The organism is Mycobacterium sp. FW102-FHT13B02 (genome assembly GCF_058790275.1).
The window spans coordinates 139,702-159,264 of the sequence record NZ_JBYTCM010000010.1; the positions used below are offsets into that span (position 1 = coordinate 139,702).

18 protein-coding genes are annotated in these 19,563 nt (G+C 67.9%); 14 read left to right on the top strand and 4 right to left on the bottom strand.

The window, feature by feature from the left end:
• Positions 1-52 precede the first annotated feature (52 nt).
• On the bottom strand, positions 53-1,459 hold the full coding sequence (locus tag AC3WTE_RS18715) for an acyl-CoA synthetase (protein ID WP_492439815.1): 1,407 nt from the start codon (positions 1,457-1,459) through the stop codon (positions 53-55).
• Between the two features lie 108 nt (positions 1,460-1,567).
• On the opposite strand from AC3WTE_RS18715, the gene AC3WTE_RS18720 reads away from it, so the two are divergent.
• Entirely contained in the window at positions 1,568-2,302 is a 735-nt protein-coding gene (locus AC3WTE_RS18720; RefSeq protein ID WP_492439817.1) for an IclR family transcriptional regulator, read from the top strand.
• A gap of 28 nt (positions 2,303-2,330) precedes the next feature.
• On the opposite strand, the gene AC3WTE_RS18725 is transcribed toward AC3WTE_RS18720, so the two are convergent.
• Positions 2,331-3,545 (bottom strand): serine hydrolase domain-containing protein, encoded by a 1,215-nt coding sequence (locus AC3WTE_RS18725; RefSeq protein WP_492439819.1) that lies wholly within the window; start codon positions 3,543-3,545, stop codon positions 2,331-2,333.
• A 138-nt stretch (positions 3,546-3,683) separates the two neighbouring features.
• Here AC3WTE_RS18725 and AC3WTE_RS18730 point away from each other — a divergent pair, with 138 nt between their 5' ends.
• From AC3WTE_RS18730 to pyrF, 8 genes are all read left to right on the top strand, one after another.
• Entirely contained in the window at positions 3,684-4,988 is a 1,305-nt protein-coding gene (locus AC3WTE_RS18730; RefSeq protein WP_492439899.1) for an MFS transporter, read from the top strand.
• 98 nt (positions 4,989-5,086) lie between these two features.
• The gene (pyrR, locus tag AC3WTE_RS18735; RefSeq protein WP_492439901.1) at positions 5,087-5,656 is read left to right on the top strand and encodes a bifunctional pyr operon transcriptional regulator/uracil phosphoribosyltransferase PyrR; all 570 of its coding nucleotides are present in this window, start codon (positions 5,087-5,089) and stop codon (positions 5,654-5,656) included.
• Positions 5,653-6,597: an aspartate carbamoyltransferase catalytic subunit gene (locus AC3WTE_RS18740; RefSeq protein ID WP_492439821.1), complete on the top strand. Its 945-nt coding sequence runs from the start codon at positions 5,653-5,655 to the stop codon at positions 6,595-6,597. Before pyrR ends, AC3WTE_RS18740 begins: the two co-directional genes overlap by 4 nt.
• The gene (locus tag AC3WTE_RS18745; protein WP_492439823.1) at positions 6,594-7,889 is read left to right on the top strand and encodes a dihydroorotase; all 1,296 of its coding nucleotides are present in this window, start codon (positions 6,594-6,596) and stop codon (positions 7,887-7,889) included. Before AC3WTE_RS18740 ends, AC3WTE_RS18745 begins: the two co-directional genes overlap by 4 nt.
• Positions 7,886-8,389, top strand: coding sequence for a PH-like domain-containing protein (locus AC3WTE_RS18750; RefSeq protein WP_459369958.1), 504 nt, complete (start codon positions 7,886-7,888; stop codon positions 8,387-8,389). Before AC3WTE_RS18745 ends, AC3WTE_RS18750 begins: the two co-directional genes overlap by 4 nt.
• On the top strand, positions 8,386-9,519 hold the full coding sequence (carA, locus tag AC3WTE_RS18755) for a glutamine-hydrolyzing carbamoyl-phosphate synthase small subunit (RefSeq protein ID WP_492439825.1): 1,134 nt from the start codon (positions 8,386-8,388) through the stop codon (positions 9,517-9,519). Before AC3WTE_RS18750 ends, carA begins: the two co-directional genes overlap by 4 nt.
• Entirely contained in the window at positions 9,519-12,860 is a 3,342-nt protein-coding gene (gene carB, locus AC3WTE_RS18760) for a carbamoyl-phosphate synthase large subunit (protein ID WP_492439827.1), read from the top strand. Before carA ends, carB begins: the two co-directional genes overlap by 1 nt.
• Positions 12,857-13,684, top strand: coding sequence for an orotidine-5'-phosphate decarboxylase (pyrF, locus tag AC3WTE_RS18765; RefSeq protein WP_492439829.1), 828 nt, complete (start codon positions 12,857-12,859; stop codon positions 13,682-13,684). Before carB ends, pyrF begins: the two co-directional genes overlap by 4 nt.
• Positions 13,685-13,688: 4 nt before the next feature.
• On the opposite strand, the gene AC3WTE_RS18770 is transcribed toward pyrF, so the two are convergent.
• Positions 13,689-14,069 carry a hypothetical protein gene (locus tag AC3WTE_RS18770; protein WP_492439831.1) on the bottom strand — a complete coding sequence of 127 codons (381 nt, stop codon included), beginning with the start codon at positions 14,067-14,069 and terminating at the stop codon, positions 13,689-13,691.
• Positions 14,070-14,421: 352 nt separating this feature from the next.
• Positions 14,422-14,775 (bottom strand): hypothetical protein, encoded by a 354-nt coding sequence (locus AC3WTE_RS18775; protein WP_492439833.1) that lies wholly within the window; start codon positions 14,773-14,775, stop codon positions 14,422-14,424.
• Positions 14,776-15,578: 803 nt separating this feature from the next.
• Here AC3WTE_RS18775 and mihF point away from each other — a divergent pair.
• The 5 genes from mihF (at position 15,579) to metK (ending at position 19,460) form a co-directional block, all read left to right on the top strand.
• A complete protein-coding gene (mihF, locus tag AC3WTE_RS18780; protein ID WP_011894593.1) occupies positions 15,579-15,896 on the top strand; it encodes an integration host factor, actinobacterial type in 318 nt (105 codons plus the stop codon).
• Between the two features lie 39 nt (positions 15,897-15,935).
• A complete protein-coding gene (gene gmk, locus AC3WTE_RS18785) occupies positions 15,936-16,490 on the top strand; it encodes a guanylate kinase (RefSeq protein WP_492439837.1) in 555 nt (184 codons plus the stop codon).
• 76 nt (positions 16,491-16,566) lie between these two features.
• The gene (gene rpoZ / locus AC3WTE_RS18790) at positions 16,567-16,860 is read left to right on the top strand and encodes a DNA-directed RNA polymerase subunit omega (protein ID WP_020101623.1); all 294 of its coding nucleotides are present in this window, start codon (positions 16,567-16,569) and stop codon (positions 16,858-16,860) included.
• Positions 16,861-16,879: 19 nt separating this feature from the next.
• Complete coding sequence (coaBC, locus tag AC3WTE_RS18795) at positions 16,880-18,139, top strand: bifunctional phosphopantothenoylcysteine decarboxylase/phosphopantothenate--cysteine ligase CoaBC (RefSeq protein WP_492439839.1); 1,260 nt, start codon at positions 16,880-16,882, stop codon at positions 18,137-18,139.
• Positions 18,140-18,251: 112 nt separating this feature from the next.
• Positions 18,252-19,460, top strand: a complete 1,209-nt coding sequence (gene metK, locus AC3WTE_RS18800) for a methionine adenosyltransferase (protein WP_492439841.1) — start codon at positions 18,252-18,254, stop codon at positions 19,458-19,460.
• Positions 19,461-19,563: the final 103 nt, after the last annotated feature.

Genomic DNA, 19,563 nt, shown 5'->3' on the forward strand with positions numbered 1-19,563 from the left:
CTCCCCCCCCCCCCCCCCCCCCCCGAGCCCGAGGCCTGATTCGCGCGCCGGGCTAGCCGTAGTCGGCCAGCAGGGCCTTCTTCTGCACCTTGCCCATCGCGTTGCGTGGCAACGCGTCGACGAAGCGGATCTCGCGCGGGCGCTTGTGGACTGACAGCGACGACGCTACGTGGTCGATGACCGATTGCGGACTCAGGCTATCGCCGACCACGTACCCGACGATGCGCTGGCCGAGATCGGGATCCGGTACGCCGACGACTGCGGCCTCGAGGACCCCTGGGTGGGTGAGCAATGCGTGCTCGACCTCCCCGGCGCCGATCCGATAGCCGCCGGATTTGATCATGTCGACGGACTCCCGGCCCACGATCCGATGAAAACCGCCGGGATCGATGACCGCGATGTCACCGGTGCGGAACCAGCCATCCGGGGTCATGGTCTCAGCAGTCTTGGCTGGGTTGTTCAGGTAACCGTCGAACACCGTCGACCCGGCAATCTCCAACTGCCCCAGCGATTCTCCGTCATGTGGTGCCAGCTCGCCGGATTCGGTGCGGATGCGAGTCCGTACCCCGTCGACAGGCAGGCCCACCCAGCCTGGCCTGCGTTCGCCGCTGTATCGGGTGCTGAGTGTGATGATCGTTTCGGTCATCCCGTACCGCTCGACAGGGGGCGTGCCGGTAAGTGTGGTGAGCGTTTCGAACACCGGTACCGGCAATGGTGCACTGCCGGAGACCAGCAGTCGCGCCCCGGCCAGGGCTCGAGCCGAAACCGGATCGGCGCACACGCGCGACCAGACGGTGGGCACTCCGAAATAGAGCGTGCCACCGGCGGCGGCGTACAAGTCGGGCTTGGGGCGAACTGTGTGGATCAGCGGGGAGCCGATCCGCAGCGCGCCCAGGACCCCGAGCACCAGGCCGTGCACGTGGCACAGTGGAAGTCCTTGCACCAGAACGTCGTCGGCGTTCCACTCCCACGCGGCGGCAACCCCGTCGATGCCCGCGGCGATGGCGCGCCGTGACAGCACCACGCCCTTAGGGGCTCCGGTGGTGCCGGAGGTGTAGACGATCAAGGCTGCCGATGATGGGTCGGGTTCGGTCCAGGTGGTGCTGGAACGCGCGGCGGGATTGATCGCCAGAATCGGCAGCGAGGTATCGGGACGCGGCGCTCCGGCCCAGATCTCGGCGCCCGAATCGGCCAGAATGTGGCCGAGCTCGGCGGAGCCCGAATCCGGCGGCACGGGTATCGCCGGAACGCCCGCGAGCAGGCACCCGACCACCGCGATCACCGATTCGATATCGGGCGTCGCGTTGATCGCGACGGCCCGGGAGTCGCCGACTCTGTCCGCGACCGCGCCGGCTGCCTCCAACAGTTCTGCGGCGTGGAGCGAATGATCGCCAACGGTCACGGCCGGCCGGTGGGCGTCGCGATGGTTGTGGATTGCGTGAAGCAAAGGGACTGTCATTGACCAGCGCCTTCTAGATAACGGTCCATAATATGGACCGATGGACTATATTACGGACCAACGCTAGGGTGTCGATTCGCCAGGCGTCAAGTGTGAAAGGAGGGCGGGGTGAACAGCGTGCTTACCGCTCTGCGGGTATTCGAGGAGGTCGCGACCGCCCAGCCTGTCGGGTTGAGCGAGCTCACCCGTCGGCTGGGGATTCCGAAGACCACTGTGCAGCGCAATCTGAAGACCCTGGCCGAAGCCGGCTGGCTCAGGCCAACCTCCGACGGCAGCCGTTGGGAGATAACAGGTTTGGCCTACCGGCTCGGTAGTGCGGTGGCCACCCGAGACAACCTTCGGGAGGCTGCCTTGCCCGAACTGGCCGCGCTGCAATCGATCACGGGAGAGACGGTCCACCTCGCCGTGCCGGACGGAGATGAACTCGTGCTCGTCGAACGACTCGACAGCTCGCATCAGCTCCGGGCATTCCTGCCACTGGGTACCCGGTTGCCCTTACACGCCGCCGCGACGGGCAAGGCGTATCTGGCGACGCTGGACGACGCCCGGATCGCGGCGTATCTGGCCGGCGCGCCGGCCAAGGTCACCGCCAACACGATCACCGACCCCGAGTGGCTGTGGGAAGAGGTGCGCGCCACCCGGCAGCGTGGCTATGCCGTCACCGTCGAGGGTCTGCACGACGGCATATCCGCGGTCGCGGTCGCGGTACGCGGGCGTGATGGCTTGGCCCGGGCCTGCTTCAGCATCTCGGGGCCGTCGGCGCGGATGACCGCCGATCGGCTCATCGAATACGCCGCGGTCGCACTGAACGCTCAAGCGGCAATTGAGCGTTCGCTGGACTGAGGCGCAGCCGGGCTTCTGCGACCGCAGACTACAGATCCAGCGCCTGATAGGTCCGCTTCACGAATTTCGGTCGCGCCGAACGGAGTTTGGCCTGTGAGGCATTGCCGGCGACCGCTACCGCGGCATCGACGCTGAGCTCAGGCTGATTCTGGATCAGGTAGATCAGGATCAGGTTGGCGCTCGGGTCCGCCTGCCACCAGGTACCGAACGCGCCCGGCCAGCTGAACGTGCCGGGGCCGCCCGGACCGAAGAACGGCGTGGCTTTGGCCTCGTCGGTCACCAGCGACAGGTTCAGTCCGAAGCCGCGGCCGATCCAGAACGGCGCACCGAGGAAGTTCTGCGACTTCTGCTCGGCGGTCAACCGATCGGTGCGCATCGATCGCACCGATTCCTCCGACAGCACCCGCACTCCATCGACCTCGCCGCCGGCCAACAGCATCCGCGCGAAGGTCAGGTAGTCGTCGACGGTCGACCAGAGACCGCCGCCGCCGGCGCAGAACGTCGGAGGCACCACCTGCGGCGGCCCCATCTTCCCGGGCTGCAAGCGCAAGGTGTCTCCGTCGGCTGCCAGCTGATACATGGTCGCGGCACGACGCCGGCCGGAGTGCGTCACGGCGAAGCCGGTGTCGACCATGCTGAGCGGTTTGAAGATGCGCTCCGCCAACACATCCGGCAGCGGCTTGCCCTCGATGCGCGACAGGATGAAGCCCAGCACGTCGGTCGACTGGCTGTAGGTCAGGGCGTCACCGGGCTGGTGGGCGAGCGGCAGCTGCCCCAGCTCGGCCAGCCAGCGGTCCGGGTCCTGCAGCGACTGCAACTTGTTGTACGCCTTGCCCAGCGGCGCCGGCACCGTGAACCCGTAGGCCAGGCCTCCGCGGTGGGTCATGAGGTCCTCGATGGTGATGGGCCGCCGGGCGGGCACGGACCGCTCCAAAGGTCCGTCGAGGCTCGTCATCACCCGCGGGTTGGCCAGCTCGGGCACCCAGTTCGCGATGGGATCGGTCAAGGCCAGCCGGCCCTCGTCCACCAGCGTCATGGCCGCCGCGACGGTGATGGGCTTGGACATCGACGCGATGCGAAACACGGTGTCGCGCTCCATCGGCAGCTTGGCTTCCACGTCGCGGTGGCCGAGCGTGTTGACCTGCCGCACCGCGCCGTCCTGCCACACCAGCGTGACCGCGCCGGCCAGCAGGCCGGTGTCGATCGCCGCGCTGACCGATTCGGTGTTCGCGTCGAGATTCACCCCGGTCACGTTAGCCGGTGATGCGGAGGCGCTCGCGGTGCCGTCCGAGCCGGCGGGAAGGTAAATCGATCGGCAGCGGCCACTCGGTAGGCAATACTGCCTGACGTGGCTGCAGACGCGTCGACCCCGCACACACCGATGAACAAGGTGGCATTCGCCAGTTTCATCGGTACTGCGATCGAGTTCTACGACTTCTACATCTATGGGACGGCTGCGGCGCTGATCTTCCCGCAGGTGTTCTTCCCGAACCTGCCGCCCGCTATGGCGACCATCTCGTCGCTGGCGACCTTCGCGGTCGCGTTCCTGGCCCGCCCGGTCGGCGCGGCGGTTTTCGGGCATTTCGGCGACCGGCTGGGCCGCAAGAAAACTCTGGTCGCGACGCTGCTGATCATGGGTCTGTCCACGGTTGGCGTGGGGTTGGTGCCCAGCTCGGCGTCGATCGGTCTCGCGGCGCCGATCATCCTGTTGACCCTGCGCGTGTGCCAGGGCTTCGCCGTCGGCGGCGAATGGGCGGGCTCGGCACTACTGAGCGCCGAGTACGCCCCAGCCGGAAAACGCGGTACCTACGGCATGTTCACCCAGCTGGGTGCCGGGGCCGGCCTGGCCGTCAGCAACCTGGTGGTGCTGATCGCCAACGTGACGATCGGGGAGAAGAGCCCGGTGTTCCTGGACTGGGGCTGGCGGCTGCCGTTCCTGTTCAGCGCGGTGCTGCTGGCGGTGGCGCTCTACGTGCGGCTGACCATCGACGAGACCCCGGTGTTCCTCGCGGAACAGAAGCGCGGGACGGTGCCGCGGGCGCCGCTGTCGGAACTGGTGCGCCGACAGGGCAAGCAGGTGCTGCTCGGTGCCGGCTGCATGGTCGGCATCTTCACCATGAGCTTTCTCGGTGGCACGTACCTGATGAGCTACGCCAGCACCCGCATGCACCATCCGCGGACCCTGATCCTGTCCGTCGGTGTCCTCGCCGGGGTGGCCCTGATGGTGTTCTCGGCGATCTCGGCGGTGCTGTGCGATCGGTACGGCCGGCGGCCCATCATCCTGCTCGGGTTCGGGCTGGCGCTGCCATGGGCGTTCCTCGTCATGCCGTTGATCGACTCCGGGTCGCCGGTGGCGTTCGCGGTGGCCATCGCCGGCATCTTCTGCATCTTCGGGCTGGCCTACGGCCCCATCGGCGCGTTCCTGCCTGAGACGTTCGCCACGCGCTACCGCTACACCGGCGCCGGTATGGCCTTCAATCTCGCCGGCATCGTCGGCGGCGCGCTGCCGCCGGTGGTCGCCGGGCCGCTGGTCGCCGCCCTCGGGAGCTGGGCCATTGGGCTGATGATCGCCGTCTTCGTGCTGGTCAGCATCGCGTGCACGCTGGTGTTGCCCGAAACCCGGGGCGCTGAACTCGACGATGCGCAGGATGAGATGCGTGATGGTGACGCCGTGGCGGCCTGCTAAGCTACGCGGCTAGTTAGACGTCCTTTAACGACCCGTCCAGAGAGGCGGAGAAGGAGGTCAGGTAGCTCGTGGCTGTCACAGGTAACGATGCAACTGGCGTGCCCGGCGGCTCCGACCGGGAATTGCTGTCCGCCGCCGATGTCGGCCGGACCATCTCGCGCATCGCCCATCAGATCATCGAAAAGACCGCGCTCGACGCGCCGGACGCCCCGCGCGTGGTGCTGCTCGGCATTCCGACCCGCGGCGTCACCCTGGCCGCCCGGATCGCCGAGAAGGTCAAAGAATTCGCCGACGTCGACCTGCCACACGGCGCGCTCGACATCACGCTGTACCGCGACGATCTGAACTTCAAACCGCCGCGGGCGCTGGCGTCGACCTCGATTCCCGAAGGCGGCATCGACAACACGACCGTGATCCTCGTCGACGACGTCCTGTACTCCGGCCGCTCGGTCCGTTCGGCGCTGGACGCGCTGCGCGACATCGGCCGACCGCGCATGGTGCAGCTGGCGGTGCTCGTCGACCGCGGCCACCGCGAACTGCCCATCCGCGCCGACTACGTCGGCAAGAACGTCCCGACGTCGCGCAGCGAGAACGTCAAGGTGCGGCTTTTGGAGACAGATGGAACAGACTGCGTCGCTATCGCACCCTATGGAGGACCCACCAGGTGAAACATCTGCTGTCCGCCTCGGACCTGAGCCGCGATGCGGCGACGGCCATCCTCGATGACGCCGACAGGTTTCGCGAAGCGTTGCTGGGCCGCGACGTCAAGAAGCTCCCGACGTTGCGCGGCCGCACCGTCATCACCATGTTCTACGAGAACTCCACTCGTACCCGGGTGTCGTTCGAGGTGGCCGGCAAGTGGATGAGCGCCGACGTCATCAACGTCAGCGCTTCCGGGTCCTCGGTGGCCAAGGGGGAGTCGCTGCGGGATACCGCGCTGACGCTGCGCGCTGCGGGCGCCGACGCCTTGATCATCCGGCACCCGGCTTCGGGTGCGGCACAACAACTTGCGGAGTGGACGCGCGAAGAGCACGGCGGACCCAGCGTCATCAACGCGGGCGACGGCACCCATGAACACCCGACGCAGGCACTGCTCGATGCGCTGACCATCCGGCAGCGGCTCGGCGGCCTCGAGGGCCGGCGCGTGGTGATCGTCGGTGACATCCTGCACAGCCGGGTGGCCCGCTCCAACGTCTCGCTGCTGTCGACGCTGGGCGCCGAGGTGGTGCTGGTGGCGCCGGCGACACTGCTGCCGGTGGGGGTTTCGGAGTGGCCGGTGACGGTGTCGCATGACCTGGACGCCGAACTCCCGGCCGCCGACGCCGTGCTGATGCTGCGCGTGCAGGCCGAGCGGATGAACGGCGCGTTCTTCCCGTCGGCGCGCGAGTACTCGGTGCGCTACGGGCTTTCGGAGAAGCGCCTGGCCGGGTTGGGCGAGGACACGGTGGTGCTGCACCCCGGTCCGATGCTGCGCGGCATGGAGATCGCATCGTCTGTGGCGGACTCGTCGCAATCAGCTGTACTGCAACAGGTTTCGAATGGGGTGCATGTTCGCATGGCAGTGCTGTTCCAGCTTCTCGTGGGCGCCGGCCGGGAGGTGATCGCATGAGCAAGACCACGGTGATCTCCGGGGTCCGGCTGTACGGTGAGGGTGAGCCGGTCGACGTGCTGATCGCGGACGGCCAGATCGTTGAAATTGGATCGGGGATCGGTTCCGAAGCCGACGAGGTCATCGACGCCACGGGCCAGATCATGCTGCCCGGCTTCGTGGACCTGCACACCCACCTGCGCGAGCCCGGCCGCGAATACGCCGAGGACATCGAAACCGGTTCGGCGGCAGCGGCGCTCGGCGGGTACACCGCAGTCTTCGCCATGGCCAACACCGACCCGGTCGCCGATACCGTCGTGGTCACCGACCACGTCTGGCATCGCGGGCAGCAGGTCGGCCTGGTCGACGTGCACCCGGTCGGCGCGGTCACCGTCGGACTCGACGGCAAGCAACTCACCGAGATGGGCCTCATGGCCGCCGGTGCCGGGCAGGTCCGGATGTTCTCCGACGACGGCATCTGCGTGGACGATCCGCTGGTGATGCGCCGGGCCCTGGAATACGCTGCGGGACTTGGGGTCCTGATCGCTCAGCACGCCGAGGAACCTCGGCTGACCGTCGACGCCGTCGCGCACGAAGGCCCGAACGCTGCCCGGCTGGGATTGGCCGGCTGGCCGCGCTCGGCTGAAGAGTCGATCGTGGCCCGGGACGCGATCCTGGCCCGCGACGCCGGCGCCCGGGTGCACATCTGCCATGCCTCCACGGCGGGCACCGTCGAGCTGATCAAGTGGGCCAAAGCCCAGGGCATCTCGATCACCGCCGAGGTCACCCCGCACCACCTGCTGCTCGACGACAGCCGGCTGGCCGACTACGACGGCCGCAACCGGGTCAACCCGCCGCTGCGTGAGGCCAGTGACGCCGAGGCGCTGCGCCAGGCCCTGGCGGACGGGGTGATCGACTGTGTCGCAACCGATCACGCCCCGCACGCCGAGCACGAGAAGATGTGCGAGTTCGCGCACGCGCGTCCGGGCATGCTCGGCCTACAGACCGCGCTGTCGGTCGTCGTGGAGACCATGGTCGCACCGGGCCTGCTCACCTGGCGCGACGTCGCCCGCGTGATGAGTGAGGCCCCGGCCGCCATCGTCGGCCTGCCCGACCAGGGCCGCCCGCTGGCGGTCGGTGAACCCGCCAACCTGACCGTGGTGAATCCCGACGCCACCTGGACAGTGCAGGGCACCGACCTGGCCAGCCGCTCGGACAACACGCCGTACGAGTCGATGACGCTGCCCGCCACCGTCACGCTGACGATGCTGCGCGGCAAGGTCACCGCGCGGGACGGGCGCAGTCCGGCATGAACACGGGGACTCTGATCACCTACCTGGTGCTGGCCGCCGTCGTGGTGGTACTGCTCGGGTTCGCGATCCGGCAGATGCTCAAGGGCTGGATGCACCGAGTGCAGCGCCAAGCCGGCGCCGTCGGACTGCTGCCCGCACTGCCGGACACCGTAGGACCGGCGACCGTGCCCGCCACCAAGGGCATGTACATCGGCAGCACCTTCGCGCCGAGCTGGCAGGACCGAATTGCCGTGGGCTCCCTCGGATTTCGCAGCAAGGCCGTGCTGACGCGCTATCCCGAGGGGATCATGCTGCAGCTCACCGGAGGTAGTCCGATCTGGATTCCCCAGGAGTCCATCACCGCCATCCGCACCGAGCGGGCCATCGCCGGCAAGGTGCTCACCTACGACGGGATTCTGGCCATCCGGTGGAAGCTGCCGTCGGGCACTGAGATCGATACCGGATTCCGTAGCGACGACCGTCGCGAACTGGCCAAATGGGTTGAGGAGGACAGCAAGTGACCCAGACCGATCAGACTGCCGTACTCGTGCTGGAGGACGGCCGGGTGTTCACCGGAACGCCGTTCGGCGCCGTGGGCGAGACGCTGGGTGAGGCGGTGTTCTCCACCGGCATGTCCGGCTACCAGGAGACGTTGACCGATCCGAGTTACCACCGGCAGATCGTGGTGGCCACCGCCCCGCAAATCGGCAACACCGGCTGGAACGGTGAGGACAACGAGAGCCGCGACGACAAGATCTGGGTCGCCGGCTACGTCGTCCGCGACCCGTCGCCGCGCGCCTCCAACTGGCGCGCCACCGGCACCCTCGACGACGAACTGGTGCGTCAGGGCATCGTCGGTGTCGCGGGCGTCGACACCCGAGCCATCGTGCGGCACCTGCGTAACTTCGGCTCGATGAAGGCTGGCGTCTTCTCCGGTCCGGCTCTGGCCGACGTCGACACGCTGGTCGAGCGCGTGCGCAACCAGCCGTCGATGCTGGGCGCCGACCTGGCCGGCGAGGTCAGCACCGGTGACCGGTACGTCGTCGAGCCCGTTGGTGCGGAGCGCTTCTCGATTGCGGCCGTCGACCTCGGGATCAAGACCAACACCCCGCGCAACTTCGCGGCCCGCGGCATCCGCAGCCACGTGCTGCCGTCGTCGGTCACGTTCGACGAGGTGGCCGCCCTCAAGGTCGACGGCGTGTTCTTGTCCAACGGCCCGGGTGACCCGGCCACCGCCGACCACATGGTCGAGTTCACCAAGCAGGTGCTCTCGGCCGGAATCCCGTTGTTCGGCATCTGCTTCGGCAACCAGATTCTCGGCCGTGCGCTCGGTCGCTCGACCTACAAGATGACCTTCGGCCACCGCGGCATCAACATCCCGGTCGTCGAGCAGGCCACCGGCCGCATCGCGATCACCGCGCAGAACCACGGCTTCGCGCTCGAAGGGGAAGCCGGGGAAGAGTTCGACACTCCGTTCGGCCGCGCAGTGGTCAGCCACACCTGTGCCAATGACGGTGTGGTGGAGGGTGTTTCGCTGCTCGACGGACGCGCGTTCTCGGTGCAGTACCACCCCGAGGCGGCGGCCGGTCCGCACGATGCCGAGTACCTGTTCGACAAGTTCGCCAACCTGATGGCAGGGGAGGGCAAGTAATGCCACGCCGCACAGACCTCAACCACGTCCTGGTGATCGGGTCCGGACCGATCGTCATCGGCCAGGCCTGCGAGTTCGACTACTCGGGCACCCAGGCCTGCCGCGTGCTACGCGCCGAGGGCCTGCAGGTCAGCCTGGTCAACTCGAACCCGGCGACCATCATGACCGACCCGGAGTACGCCGACAACACGTATGTCGAGCCCATCACCCCGGCTTTCGTCGAGAAGGTGATCGCCCAGCAGGCCGAGCGCGGCAACAAGATCGACGCCGTGCTGGCCACCCTCGGCGGGCAGACCGCACTGAACACCGCTGTCGCGCTGCACGAGAACGGCGTACTGGAGAAGTACAACGTCGAGATGATCGGTGCCGATTTCGACGCCATTCAGCGCGGTGAAGACCGGCAGAAGTTCAAGGACATCGTCGCCAAGGTCGGTGGGGAATCGGCCCGCAGCCGGGTCTGCCACACCATGGATGAGGTCCGCGATACCGTCGCCGAGCTGGGCCTGCCCGTGGTGGTCCGGCCGTCCTTCACCATGGGTGGCCTGGGTTCCGGCATGGCCTACACCAAGGAAGACGTCGAGCGGATGGCCTCGGAGGGTCTGGCGGCCTCTCCCAGCGCCAACGTGCTGATCGAGGAATCGATCTACGGCTGGAAGGAATACGAGCTCGAGCTGATGCGCGATCACCGCGACAACGTCGTGGTGGTCTGCTCGATCGAGAACTTCGATCCGATGGGTGTGCACACCGGCGACTCGGTGACCGTCGCGCCCGCCATGACCCTGACCGACCGCGAGTACCAGAAGCTGCGTGACCTGGGCATCGCGATCCTGCGCGAGGTCGGCGTCGACACCGGTGGCTGCAACATCCAGTTCGCCATCAACCCCGCCGATGGCCGCCTGATCGTCATCGAGATGAACCCGCGCGTGTCACGGTCCAGTGCATTGGCTTCCAAGGCAACGGGTTTCCCGATCGCCAAGATCGCCGCCAAGCTGGCCATCGGCTACACGCTGGACGAGATCGTCAACGACATCACCAAGGAAACCCCGGCCTGCTTCGAGCCGACCCTGGACTACGTCGTCGTCAAGGCGCCGCGGTTCGCGTTCGAGAAGTTCCCCGGCGCCGACCAGACGCTGACCACCACCATGAAGTCGGTGGGTGAGGCGATGTCGTTGGGCCGCAACTTCATCGAGGCGCTCGGCAAGGTGATGCGGTCGCTGGAGACCAAGCGGGCCGGGTTCTGGACCGGGGACGATCCCGACAAGACGCTCGACGAGCTGCTCACCGGCCTGCGCACCGCGACCGACGGCCGGCTCTACGACATCGAACAGGCGCTGCGCCTTGGTGGTTCGGTCGAGGTCGTGGCCGAGGCATCTGGCGTGGACCCCTGGTTCGTCGACCAGATCGCCACCCTGGTGGCGCTGCGCGGCGAGCTCGTCGACGCCCCGGTGCTCGACGAGCGTCTGCTGCGCCGGGCCAAGCACAGTGGCCTTTCGGACCGCCAGATCGCCGCGCTGCGGCCGGAATTGGCGGGCGAGGCCGGCGTGCGCGCGCTGCGCGAGCGGCTCGACATCCATCCGGTGTACAAGACCGTCGACACCTGCGCCGCCGAGTTCGACGCCAAGACGCCGTACCACTACAGCAGCTACGAGCTGGACCCCGCGGCCGAGACCGAGGTGGCGCCGCAGACCGAGAAGCCCAAGGTGCTGATCCTGGGCTCGGGCCCGAACCGCATCGGCCAGGGCATCGAGTTCGACTACAGCTGCGTGCACGCGGCAACAACATTGAGCCAGGCCGGTTTCGAAACCGTCATGGTCAACTGCAACCCGGAGACCGTCTCGACGGACTACGACACCGCTGACCGGCTGTACTTCGAACCGCTCACCTTCGAGGACGTGCTCGAGGTATACCGCGCCGAGCAGGCTTCCGGGGCCGGTGGTCCGGGCGTGGTCGGCGTGATCGTGCAGCTCGGTGGCCAGACGCCGCTGGGCCTGGCCGAACGGCTCGAGAAGGCAGGGGTGCCCGTCGTCGGGACCAGCCCCAAGGCCATCGACCTGGCCGAGGACCGCGGCGAGTTCGGTGAGGTGCTGCGCTTGGCGGGGCTGCCCGCGCCGCGCTTCGGCACCGCGACGAGTTTCGAGCAGGCCCGGCGTATCGCCTCCGACATCGGCTACCCCGTGCTGGTGCGCCCGTCGTACGTGCTGGGCGGCCGCGGCATGGAGATCGTCTACGACGAGCAGACCCTGCAGGGCTACATCGAGCGCGCCACCGAGCTCTCGCCCGAGCACCCGGTGCTGGTCGACCGGTTCCTCGAAGACGCCATCGAGATCGACGTCGACGCCCTGTGCGACGGCACCGAGGTGTACATCGGCGGCGTGATGGAGCACATCGAGGAGGCCGGCATCCACTCCGGCGACTCCGCGTGCGCGCTGCCGCCGGTCACGCTGGGCCGCACCGACATTGCCGCCGTGCGCAAGGCCACCGAGGCCATCGCCCACGGCATCGGCGTGGTCGGCCTGCTCAACGTGCAGTACGCGCTCAAGGACGACGTGCTGTACGTGCTCGAGGCGAACCCGCGCGCCAGCCGCACGGTGCCCTTCGTCTCGAAGGCGACCGCGGTACCGCTGGCCAAGGCGTGTGCCCGGATCATGCTGGGCGCCACCATCTCGGAGCTGCGTGCCGAAGGCATTCTGGCCGCCGAGGGCGACGGCGCCACCGTCGCGCCCAACGCGCCGATCGCGGTCAAGGAAGCCGTGCTGCCGTTCCACCGGTTCCGCAAAGCCGATGGCTCGCAGGTGGATTCGCTGCTCGGGCCGGAGATGAAGTCCACCGGCGAGGTCATGGGTATCGACAGCGATTTCGGTACCGCCTTCGCCAAGAGCCAGACCGCGGCCTACGGCTCGCTGCCCTCGGGCGGCACCGTGTTCGTGTCGGTGGCCAACCGGGACAAGCGCTCGCTGGTGTTCCCGGTCAAGCGCCTGGCCGACCTCGGCTTCCGGGTGCTGGCCACCGAGGGCACTGCGGAAATGCTGCGCCGCAACGGCATTCCGTGCGAGGTCGTCCGGAAGAACTTCGAGGAGCCCAGCCCGGATCGGCCGGCGATGTCGGCGGTCGACGCCATCAAGGCCGGCGAGGTCGACATGGTGATCAACACGCCGTACGGCAACTCGGGTCCGCGCATCGACGGGTACGAGATTCGCTCGGCTGCCGTGTCGGCCAGCATTCCGTGCGTGACGACGGTGCAGGGCGCCTCGGCAGCGGTGCAGGGCATCGAAGCCGGCATTCGCGGTGACATCGGGGTGCGGTCGCTGCAGGAGCTGCACAGCCAGCTGGCCGAGAAGTGACCTTCGGCTCGCGGCTTCGGGCCGCCATGGCTCGGCGGGGTCCGTTGTGCCTTGGCATCGACCCGCACCCGGAGCTGTTGGCGGCGTGGGGCCTGCCGGTGTCGGCGGACGGCGTGGCGAAGTTCAGTGAGATCTGCGTCGAGGCATTCGCGGGCTTCGCGATCGTCAAGCCGCAGGTCGCGTTCTTCGAGGCCTACGGATCGGCGGGCTTCGCGGTGCTGGAGCGGACCATCGCCGGATTGCGGGACGCCGGGGTGCTGGTGCTGGCCGACGCCAAACGCGGCGACATCGGTTCCACCATGGCCGCCTATGCCCAGGCGTGGGCCGGCGACTCACCGCTGGCCGCCGATGCGGTGACAGCGTCGCCGTACCTCGGCTTCGGCTCGCTGCAGCCGCTGCTGGACGTCGCGGCCGCGGGCGGCCGCGGGGTGTTCGTGCTGGCCGCCACGTCCAACCCGGAGGGTGCTTCGGTGCAGCGCGCGGTGACCGGTGGGCGCACCGTGGCGCAGTCGATGGTCGATTCCGTCGCGTCGGTGAACAACGCTGCGGCGGTCAATGCCGCCGGCGACGGTTCGGTCGGCGTCGTCGTCGGTGCGACGCTGACGAAGGTGCCCGATCTGTCCCAGCTGGGCGGACCGGTGCTGCTGCCCGGCGTCGGCGCCCAGGGCGGACGCCCGGACGCGCTCGCCGGACTCGGAGGGGCCCGGCCCGGCACGCTGTTGCCTGCGGTGTCCCGCGAGGTGCTCCGTGCCGGACCGGACGTCGCCGCCGTGCGCGCAGCGGGGGAACGGCTGCGCGACGCGGTGGCCTATCTGGCCGGATAACCCGTCACAGCGGGATCCAGATCGGGCCCAGCCAGAAGCCCCAGGCGTTGAAGCCCTGGTCGAACACGGGGTTCACCCACTGGCCGTTGTACGCGAACGGCTGGTGGTCCCAGCGGGCGTCATCGATACCGCGGTGGTACCAGTCGCGGCCGCGGTCATCACGCCAGCCGTCGCGGTCGTGGTGCCAGTCGACGCCGCGCTGCCAGTCGCCGTCGCCACGCCCCCAGCCGCCGTCGCCGCGGTGGTCGTTGTGCGGACCCCAGCACGGTGCGCCCGGCCCGCACCACGGATCGGCACTGGCTGTCGCCAGGCCGATGCCCAGCAGCCCGGCGGCCCCGATCCCGGCTGCGAGCGTGGATGCGGTTAGCGCCCTCTTCACCTTCATAGCTGACTCCATTTCTGAGCAAAGTGGCCTTCTGCATTAGTCGCGGGCGGTGTTGTCGCCACACGCTGGTGACCATATGGCGGTCCGATGGGCACACACTTAGCTGAACTTAGGTGTGTGCTGTGTGCGCGATGACGGCGCGCAGATCGTGATGCCCGGCATCGCCTGCTCGGAGGGTCACCGGTTGTGAATATGTGTGGTGAAAGGTGGTTTCGTGGTCGTGATCAGGGCGGCGTCGCTGCTTCACCGACCACCGCGCGCCACTGACGGGCGGTTTGCCCGAGGCAACAGAACGGCCCATCACTTGACGTGATGGCCCGTTCTGTTGCCTGGCGCGGTTATCCGTTGTCGATCACAGCGGGATCCAGATGGGGCCGAGCCAGAAGCCCCAGGCGTTGTGCCCGTTGTCCCACACCGGGTTCACCCACTGGCCGTTGTAGTCGAACGGCTGGTGGTCGAAGCGGGCATCGTCGATGCCGCGGTGCTGCCAGTCGCGGCCCTGGTTGTCATGCCAGTTGTCGTCACGGCCGACGGGCGCGGCCGGTCCACGGTTGTCGCCGCGGTGGTCGTCATGCTGGCCGCACGGCGCGTTCGGCGGGCACTGGCCCGGATCGGCGTTGGCGCCGGCCAGGCCGACGCCGAACAGCCCGGCGACACCGATGCCGGCGGCCAGGGTGGATGCGGTCAACGCTCGCTTGAAGTTCATCGCTGCACTCGGTCCTCTACTTCTCGTGGGTCCTCTTCATGTCGTGGGCGTGATGCCGCCGCACTGGAGCCAAAGTTAGGACTGCCTAATGTGTGCGCACTTTGGTGTCGATAGGTGTGTGCTGTGCGTGCCGCAACAGTTTGGCCACGGTGCGCTGGCTACTGACTGTGGAACGAGTGCCTCTACGGGAAAACGTTGGGCCAGAAACGTTTTGGTAACAATCATCACCGCGGCTGATGGCAGACGTGTTCGGGGGTGCCGGTGATCGCGGCGCGGATGAGTTTGCCGGGTCCGCTCGAGGGTGCGGATCTGAGCCGGGTGGACGCGTCGGCGCAGTGCCTGCCAGGTCGTCGAACCGGCCGCAACCTGTGGATTTGGGCGGTCGAACCGCCCAAATAGGTGTCGCTGGGCCGCGAGTGCGCCACCGGTGTGCACCGACCCGCTCGCACTCGGCACCGACACGCCCGACACGCCGTGACCTGCGAAAATTTTCCTGAATGACCCCGGATGGCGGTCCGAAAATCGGGCGGGCCGACTCCCGGCAGAGCTGTCGTCGACCCGCTGAGTGCTCAAAACCGTTGATACGCAGGCATATTTGTGTCGGATGCGACGGATATTCGAGTGCGCAGAGCTTGCACTCGGCGGTCGCCGGGAGCCGCCGTTCGCACTACACGCTGGGCTTTTAGCTTCGTTACCCGGGGGGTGGGGTTAGCGCTTGTCGGGAAGCGTGGGTACGGTCGTCGTCGCTGGCTGGTTAACCCAGCCGTGAGAAGAAATTATTGACGGAGATACGGAGGAACCCCGTGGCCCTTCCCCAGTTGACCGACGAACAGCGCGCGGCAGCGTTGGAGAAGGCTGCTGCCGCACGTCGAGCACGTGCCGAGTTGAAAGACCGGCTCAAGCGCGGCGGCACCAACCTCAAGCAGGTCCTGACGGACGCCGAGACCGATGAGGTCCTCGGCAAGATGAAGGTTTCCGCTCTGCTGGAAGCCCTGCCCAAGGTCGGCAAGGTCAAGGCGCAGGAGATCATGACCGAGCTGGAGATCGCTCCGACCCGCCGTCTGCGCGGCTTGGGCGACCGTCAGCGCAAGGCCCTGCTGGAAAAGTTCGACTTTTCCTGATCTGACGCACGACTGACGAGCAGTAGGGGCCGGACGGCGATGAACCGTGTTGTTGTGTTGTCCGGCCCCTCTGCCGTGGGTAAATCCACGGTCGTGCGTTGCCTGCGCGAGCGGGTGCCCGACCTGCATTTCAGTGTTTCCGCCACGACGCGCGCAGCGCGTCCGGGTGAGGTCGACGGTGTCGACTACACGTTTGTCTCGGCCGAAGAGTTCCAGCGCCTCATCGATGAGGGCGAGCTGCTCGAATGGGCCGAAATCCATGGCGGGCTGCAGCGCTCCGGCACCCCGGCCCGACCCGTCCGGGAAGCCATCGCCGCTGGTCACCCGGTGCTTATCGAGGTCGATCTGGCCGGCGCCCGCGCCATCAAAGAATCCATGCCCGAGGTGTTGACAGTGTTCCTCGCGCCGCCCAGCTGGGCAGCGCTGGAGAGCCGGCTCGTCGGCCGCGGCACCGAGAGTGCCGAGGTGCAGGCCCGCCGCCTGGATACCGCGCGGGCCGAACTTGCCGCTCAGGACAGTTTCGATGTGACTGTTGTGAACAGTCAGTTGGAATCCGCCTGTGCAGAATTGGTATCCTTGCTGGTGGGCCGCTGAGCGGTCTGCGCAACACCCGCACAGATATCGCTGATAGCGACGCCAATCTTTACACCGAACGCCGGGAGAATCCTTCGTGAGCACCACTGTCGAGAGCATCGACTCCGACGCCGCCATCGCCTACGACACGCCGCTGGGTATCACCAACCCGCCCATCGACGAGCTGCTGGACCGGGTGTCGAGCAAGTACGCGCTGGTGATCTACGCCGCGAAGCGTGCGCGCCAGATCAACGACTACTACAACCAGCTCGGCGACGGCATCCTCGAGTACGTCGGCCCCCTGGTCGAGCCGGGCCTGCAGGAGAAGCCGCTGTCGATCGCCATGCGCGAGATCCACGGCGACCTGCTCGAGCACACCGAGGGCGAGTAAGGCCGCGTAGGCGCCGGACATGGCCGACCGCAAACGCATCGTCGTCGGAGTCGCCGGAGGTATCGCCGCCTACAAGGCGTGCACCCTGGTTCGTCAGCTGAGCGAGGCCGGTCATTCGGTCCGCGTGGTGCCGACCGAGTCGGCGCTGAAGTTCGTCGGCGCCGCCACCTTTGAAGCCCTGTCCGGCAATCCCGTGCACACGGGAGTGTTCGAGGACGTCTCCGAGGTGCCCCACGTCCGGTTCGGTCAGCAGGCCGACCTCGTCGTGGTCGCGCCGGCCACCGCCGATCTGATGGCGCGCGCGGTGGCGGGACGCGGCGATGATCTGCTGACCGCCACCCTGCTCACAGCGCGCTGTCCGGTGCTGTTCGCTCCGGCGATGCACACCGAGATGTGGATGCACCCGGCCACCGTCGACAACGTCGCCACCTTGCGGCGCCGCGGCGTCGTGGTCCTGGAACCCGCGTCCGGGCGTCTCACCGGCGCCGACAGCGGTGCCGGACGGCTGCCCGAGGCCGAAGAGATCACCACGTTCGCCCAGCTGCTCCTGGAGCGCGGTGACGCGCTGCCCCGAGACCTGGCCGGAGTCAAGGTCGTCGTCACGGCCGGAGGCACCCGCGAGGCCATCGACCCCGTCCGCTACATCGGCAACCGCAGTTCGGGCAAGCAGGGCTACGCCGTGGCCCGCGTCATGGCCCAGCGCGGTGCCGAGGTCACCCTGATCGCGGGCAATACCGCCGGCCTGGTGGACCCAGCCGGCGTCGACGTCGTGCACATCAGCTCGGCGGCGCAGCTGCGGGACGCGGTCTTCAAGTACACGCCCGACGCGCAGGTCCTCGTGATGGCCGCCGCGGTGGCCGACTTCCGTCCTACCGAGGTAGCGACCACGAAGATCAAAAAGACGCACGGTCCCGGCGAAACGAACGACGCGCCCGTCATCGAACTGACGCGGACCGACGATATCCTGGCCGGCGCGGTGCGGGCGCGCACCGACGGTCAGTTACCGAACCTGCGGGCCATCGTCGGATTCGCCGCCGAGACCGGCGATGCGAACGGCGACGTGCTGTTCCATGCGCGGGCGAAACTGCAGCGCAAAGGCTGTGACCTGCTGGTTGTCAACGCGGTGGGCGATGGCAGGGCCTTCGAGGTCGACGTCAACGACGGCTGGCTGTTGGCTGCGGACGGGGCGGAATCCGCCCTGGAGCACGGGTCCAAGACCTTGATGGCGAGTCGCATCGCCGATGCGATCACGGCCTTCCTGCACGGCAAGGACGAATGAACATCGCCTGGACCGCGGCGCGGAACGGGTTTGCTGCGCAGGGGTAGACGACAGTGGATAGCCGGGCGCGGATATTATGCGCCGGACCAAAGTTTTGGAAGGGATTTGCGACGTGAGTGAAGGTCGGCTGTTTACCAGCGAGTCAGTGACCGAAGGACATCCGGACAAGATCTGCGACGCCATCAGCGATTCGGTGCTCGACGCGCTGCTCGAGCAGGATCCCAAGTCGCGGGTCGCGGTGGAGACCCTGGTGACCACGGGTCAGGTGCACGTCGTCGGCGAGGTGACCACCAGCGCCAAGGAAGCGTTTGCCGACATCCCGCTGATCGTCCGTGACCGCATCCGTCAGATCGGCTACGACCACTCCGACAAGGGGTTCGATTACGCCACCTGTGGCGTGAACATCGGCATCGGTGCGCAGTCCCCGGACATCGCCGCCGGCGTCGACACCGCCCACGAGGCGCGCGTCGAGGGCGCCGGTGACCCGCTGGACGCCCAGGGCGCCGGCGACCAGGGCCTCATGTTCGGCTACGCCATCAACGACACTCCCGAGCTGATGCCGCTGCCCATCGCGCTGGCGCACCGGCTGTCGCGGCGCCTCACCGAGGTCCGCAAGACGGGCACCGTCGACTACCTGCGTCCCGACGGCAAGACCCAGGTCACCATCGAGTACCGCGACAACGTCCCGGTCCGCCTGGACACCGTGGTGCTGTCCACGCAGCACGCCGAGGGCGTCGACCTGGACGGCACGCTGGCCCCGGACATCCGCCGCCATGTCGTCGAGACCGTGCTGGCCGACCTGGCGCACGACACCATGGACACCTCCGACTTCCGGCTGCTGGTCAACCCGACCGGCAACTTCGTCGTCGGTGGCCCGATGGGTGACGCCGGCCTGACCGGCCGCAAGATCATCGTCGACACCTACGGCGGCTGGGCCCGCCACGGTGGCGGCGCCTTCTCGGGCAAGGACCCGTCAAAGGTCGACCGCTCGGCGGCGTACGCGATGCGCTGGGTGGCCAAGAACGTCGTCGCTGCGGGCCTGGCGGACCGCGTGGAGGTCCAGGTGGCCTACGCCATCGGCAAGGCCGCCCCGGTGGGTCTGTTCGTCGAGACCTTCGGCACCGAGCACTTCGACGTGGCCCGCATCGAGAAGGCCATCACCTCGGTCTTCGACCTGCGTCCCGGCGCCATCATCCGCGACCTGGACCTGCTGCGCCCGATCTACGCGCCGACCGCCGCGTACGGCCACTTCGGCCGCACCGACATCGAACTGCCGTGGGAGCAGCTCGACAAGGTCGACGACCTGAAGGCCTCGGTCTAAGCCTCTTCTGCACAAGCGAATGTCCCCGTACGCCATGGCGTACGGGGACATTCGCTTGTGGTCGGCAGTATCAGCCGACCGGAGATGCCAGACTCGGGGTGCG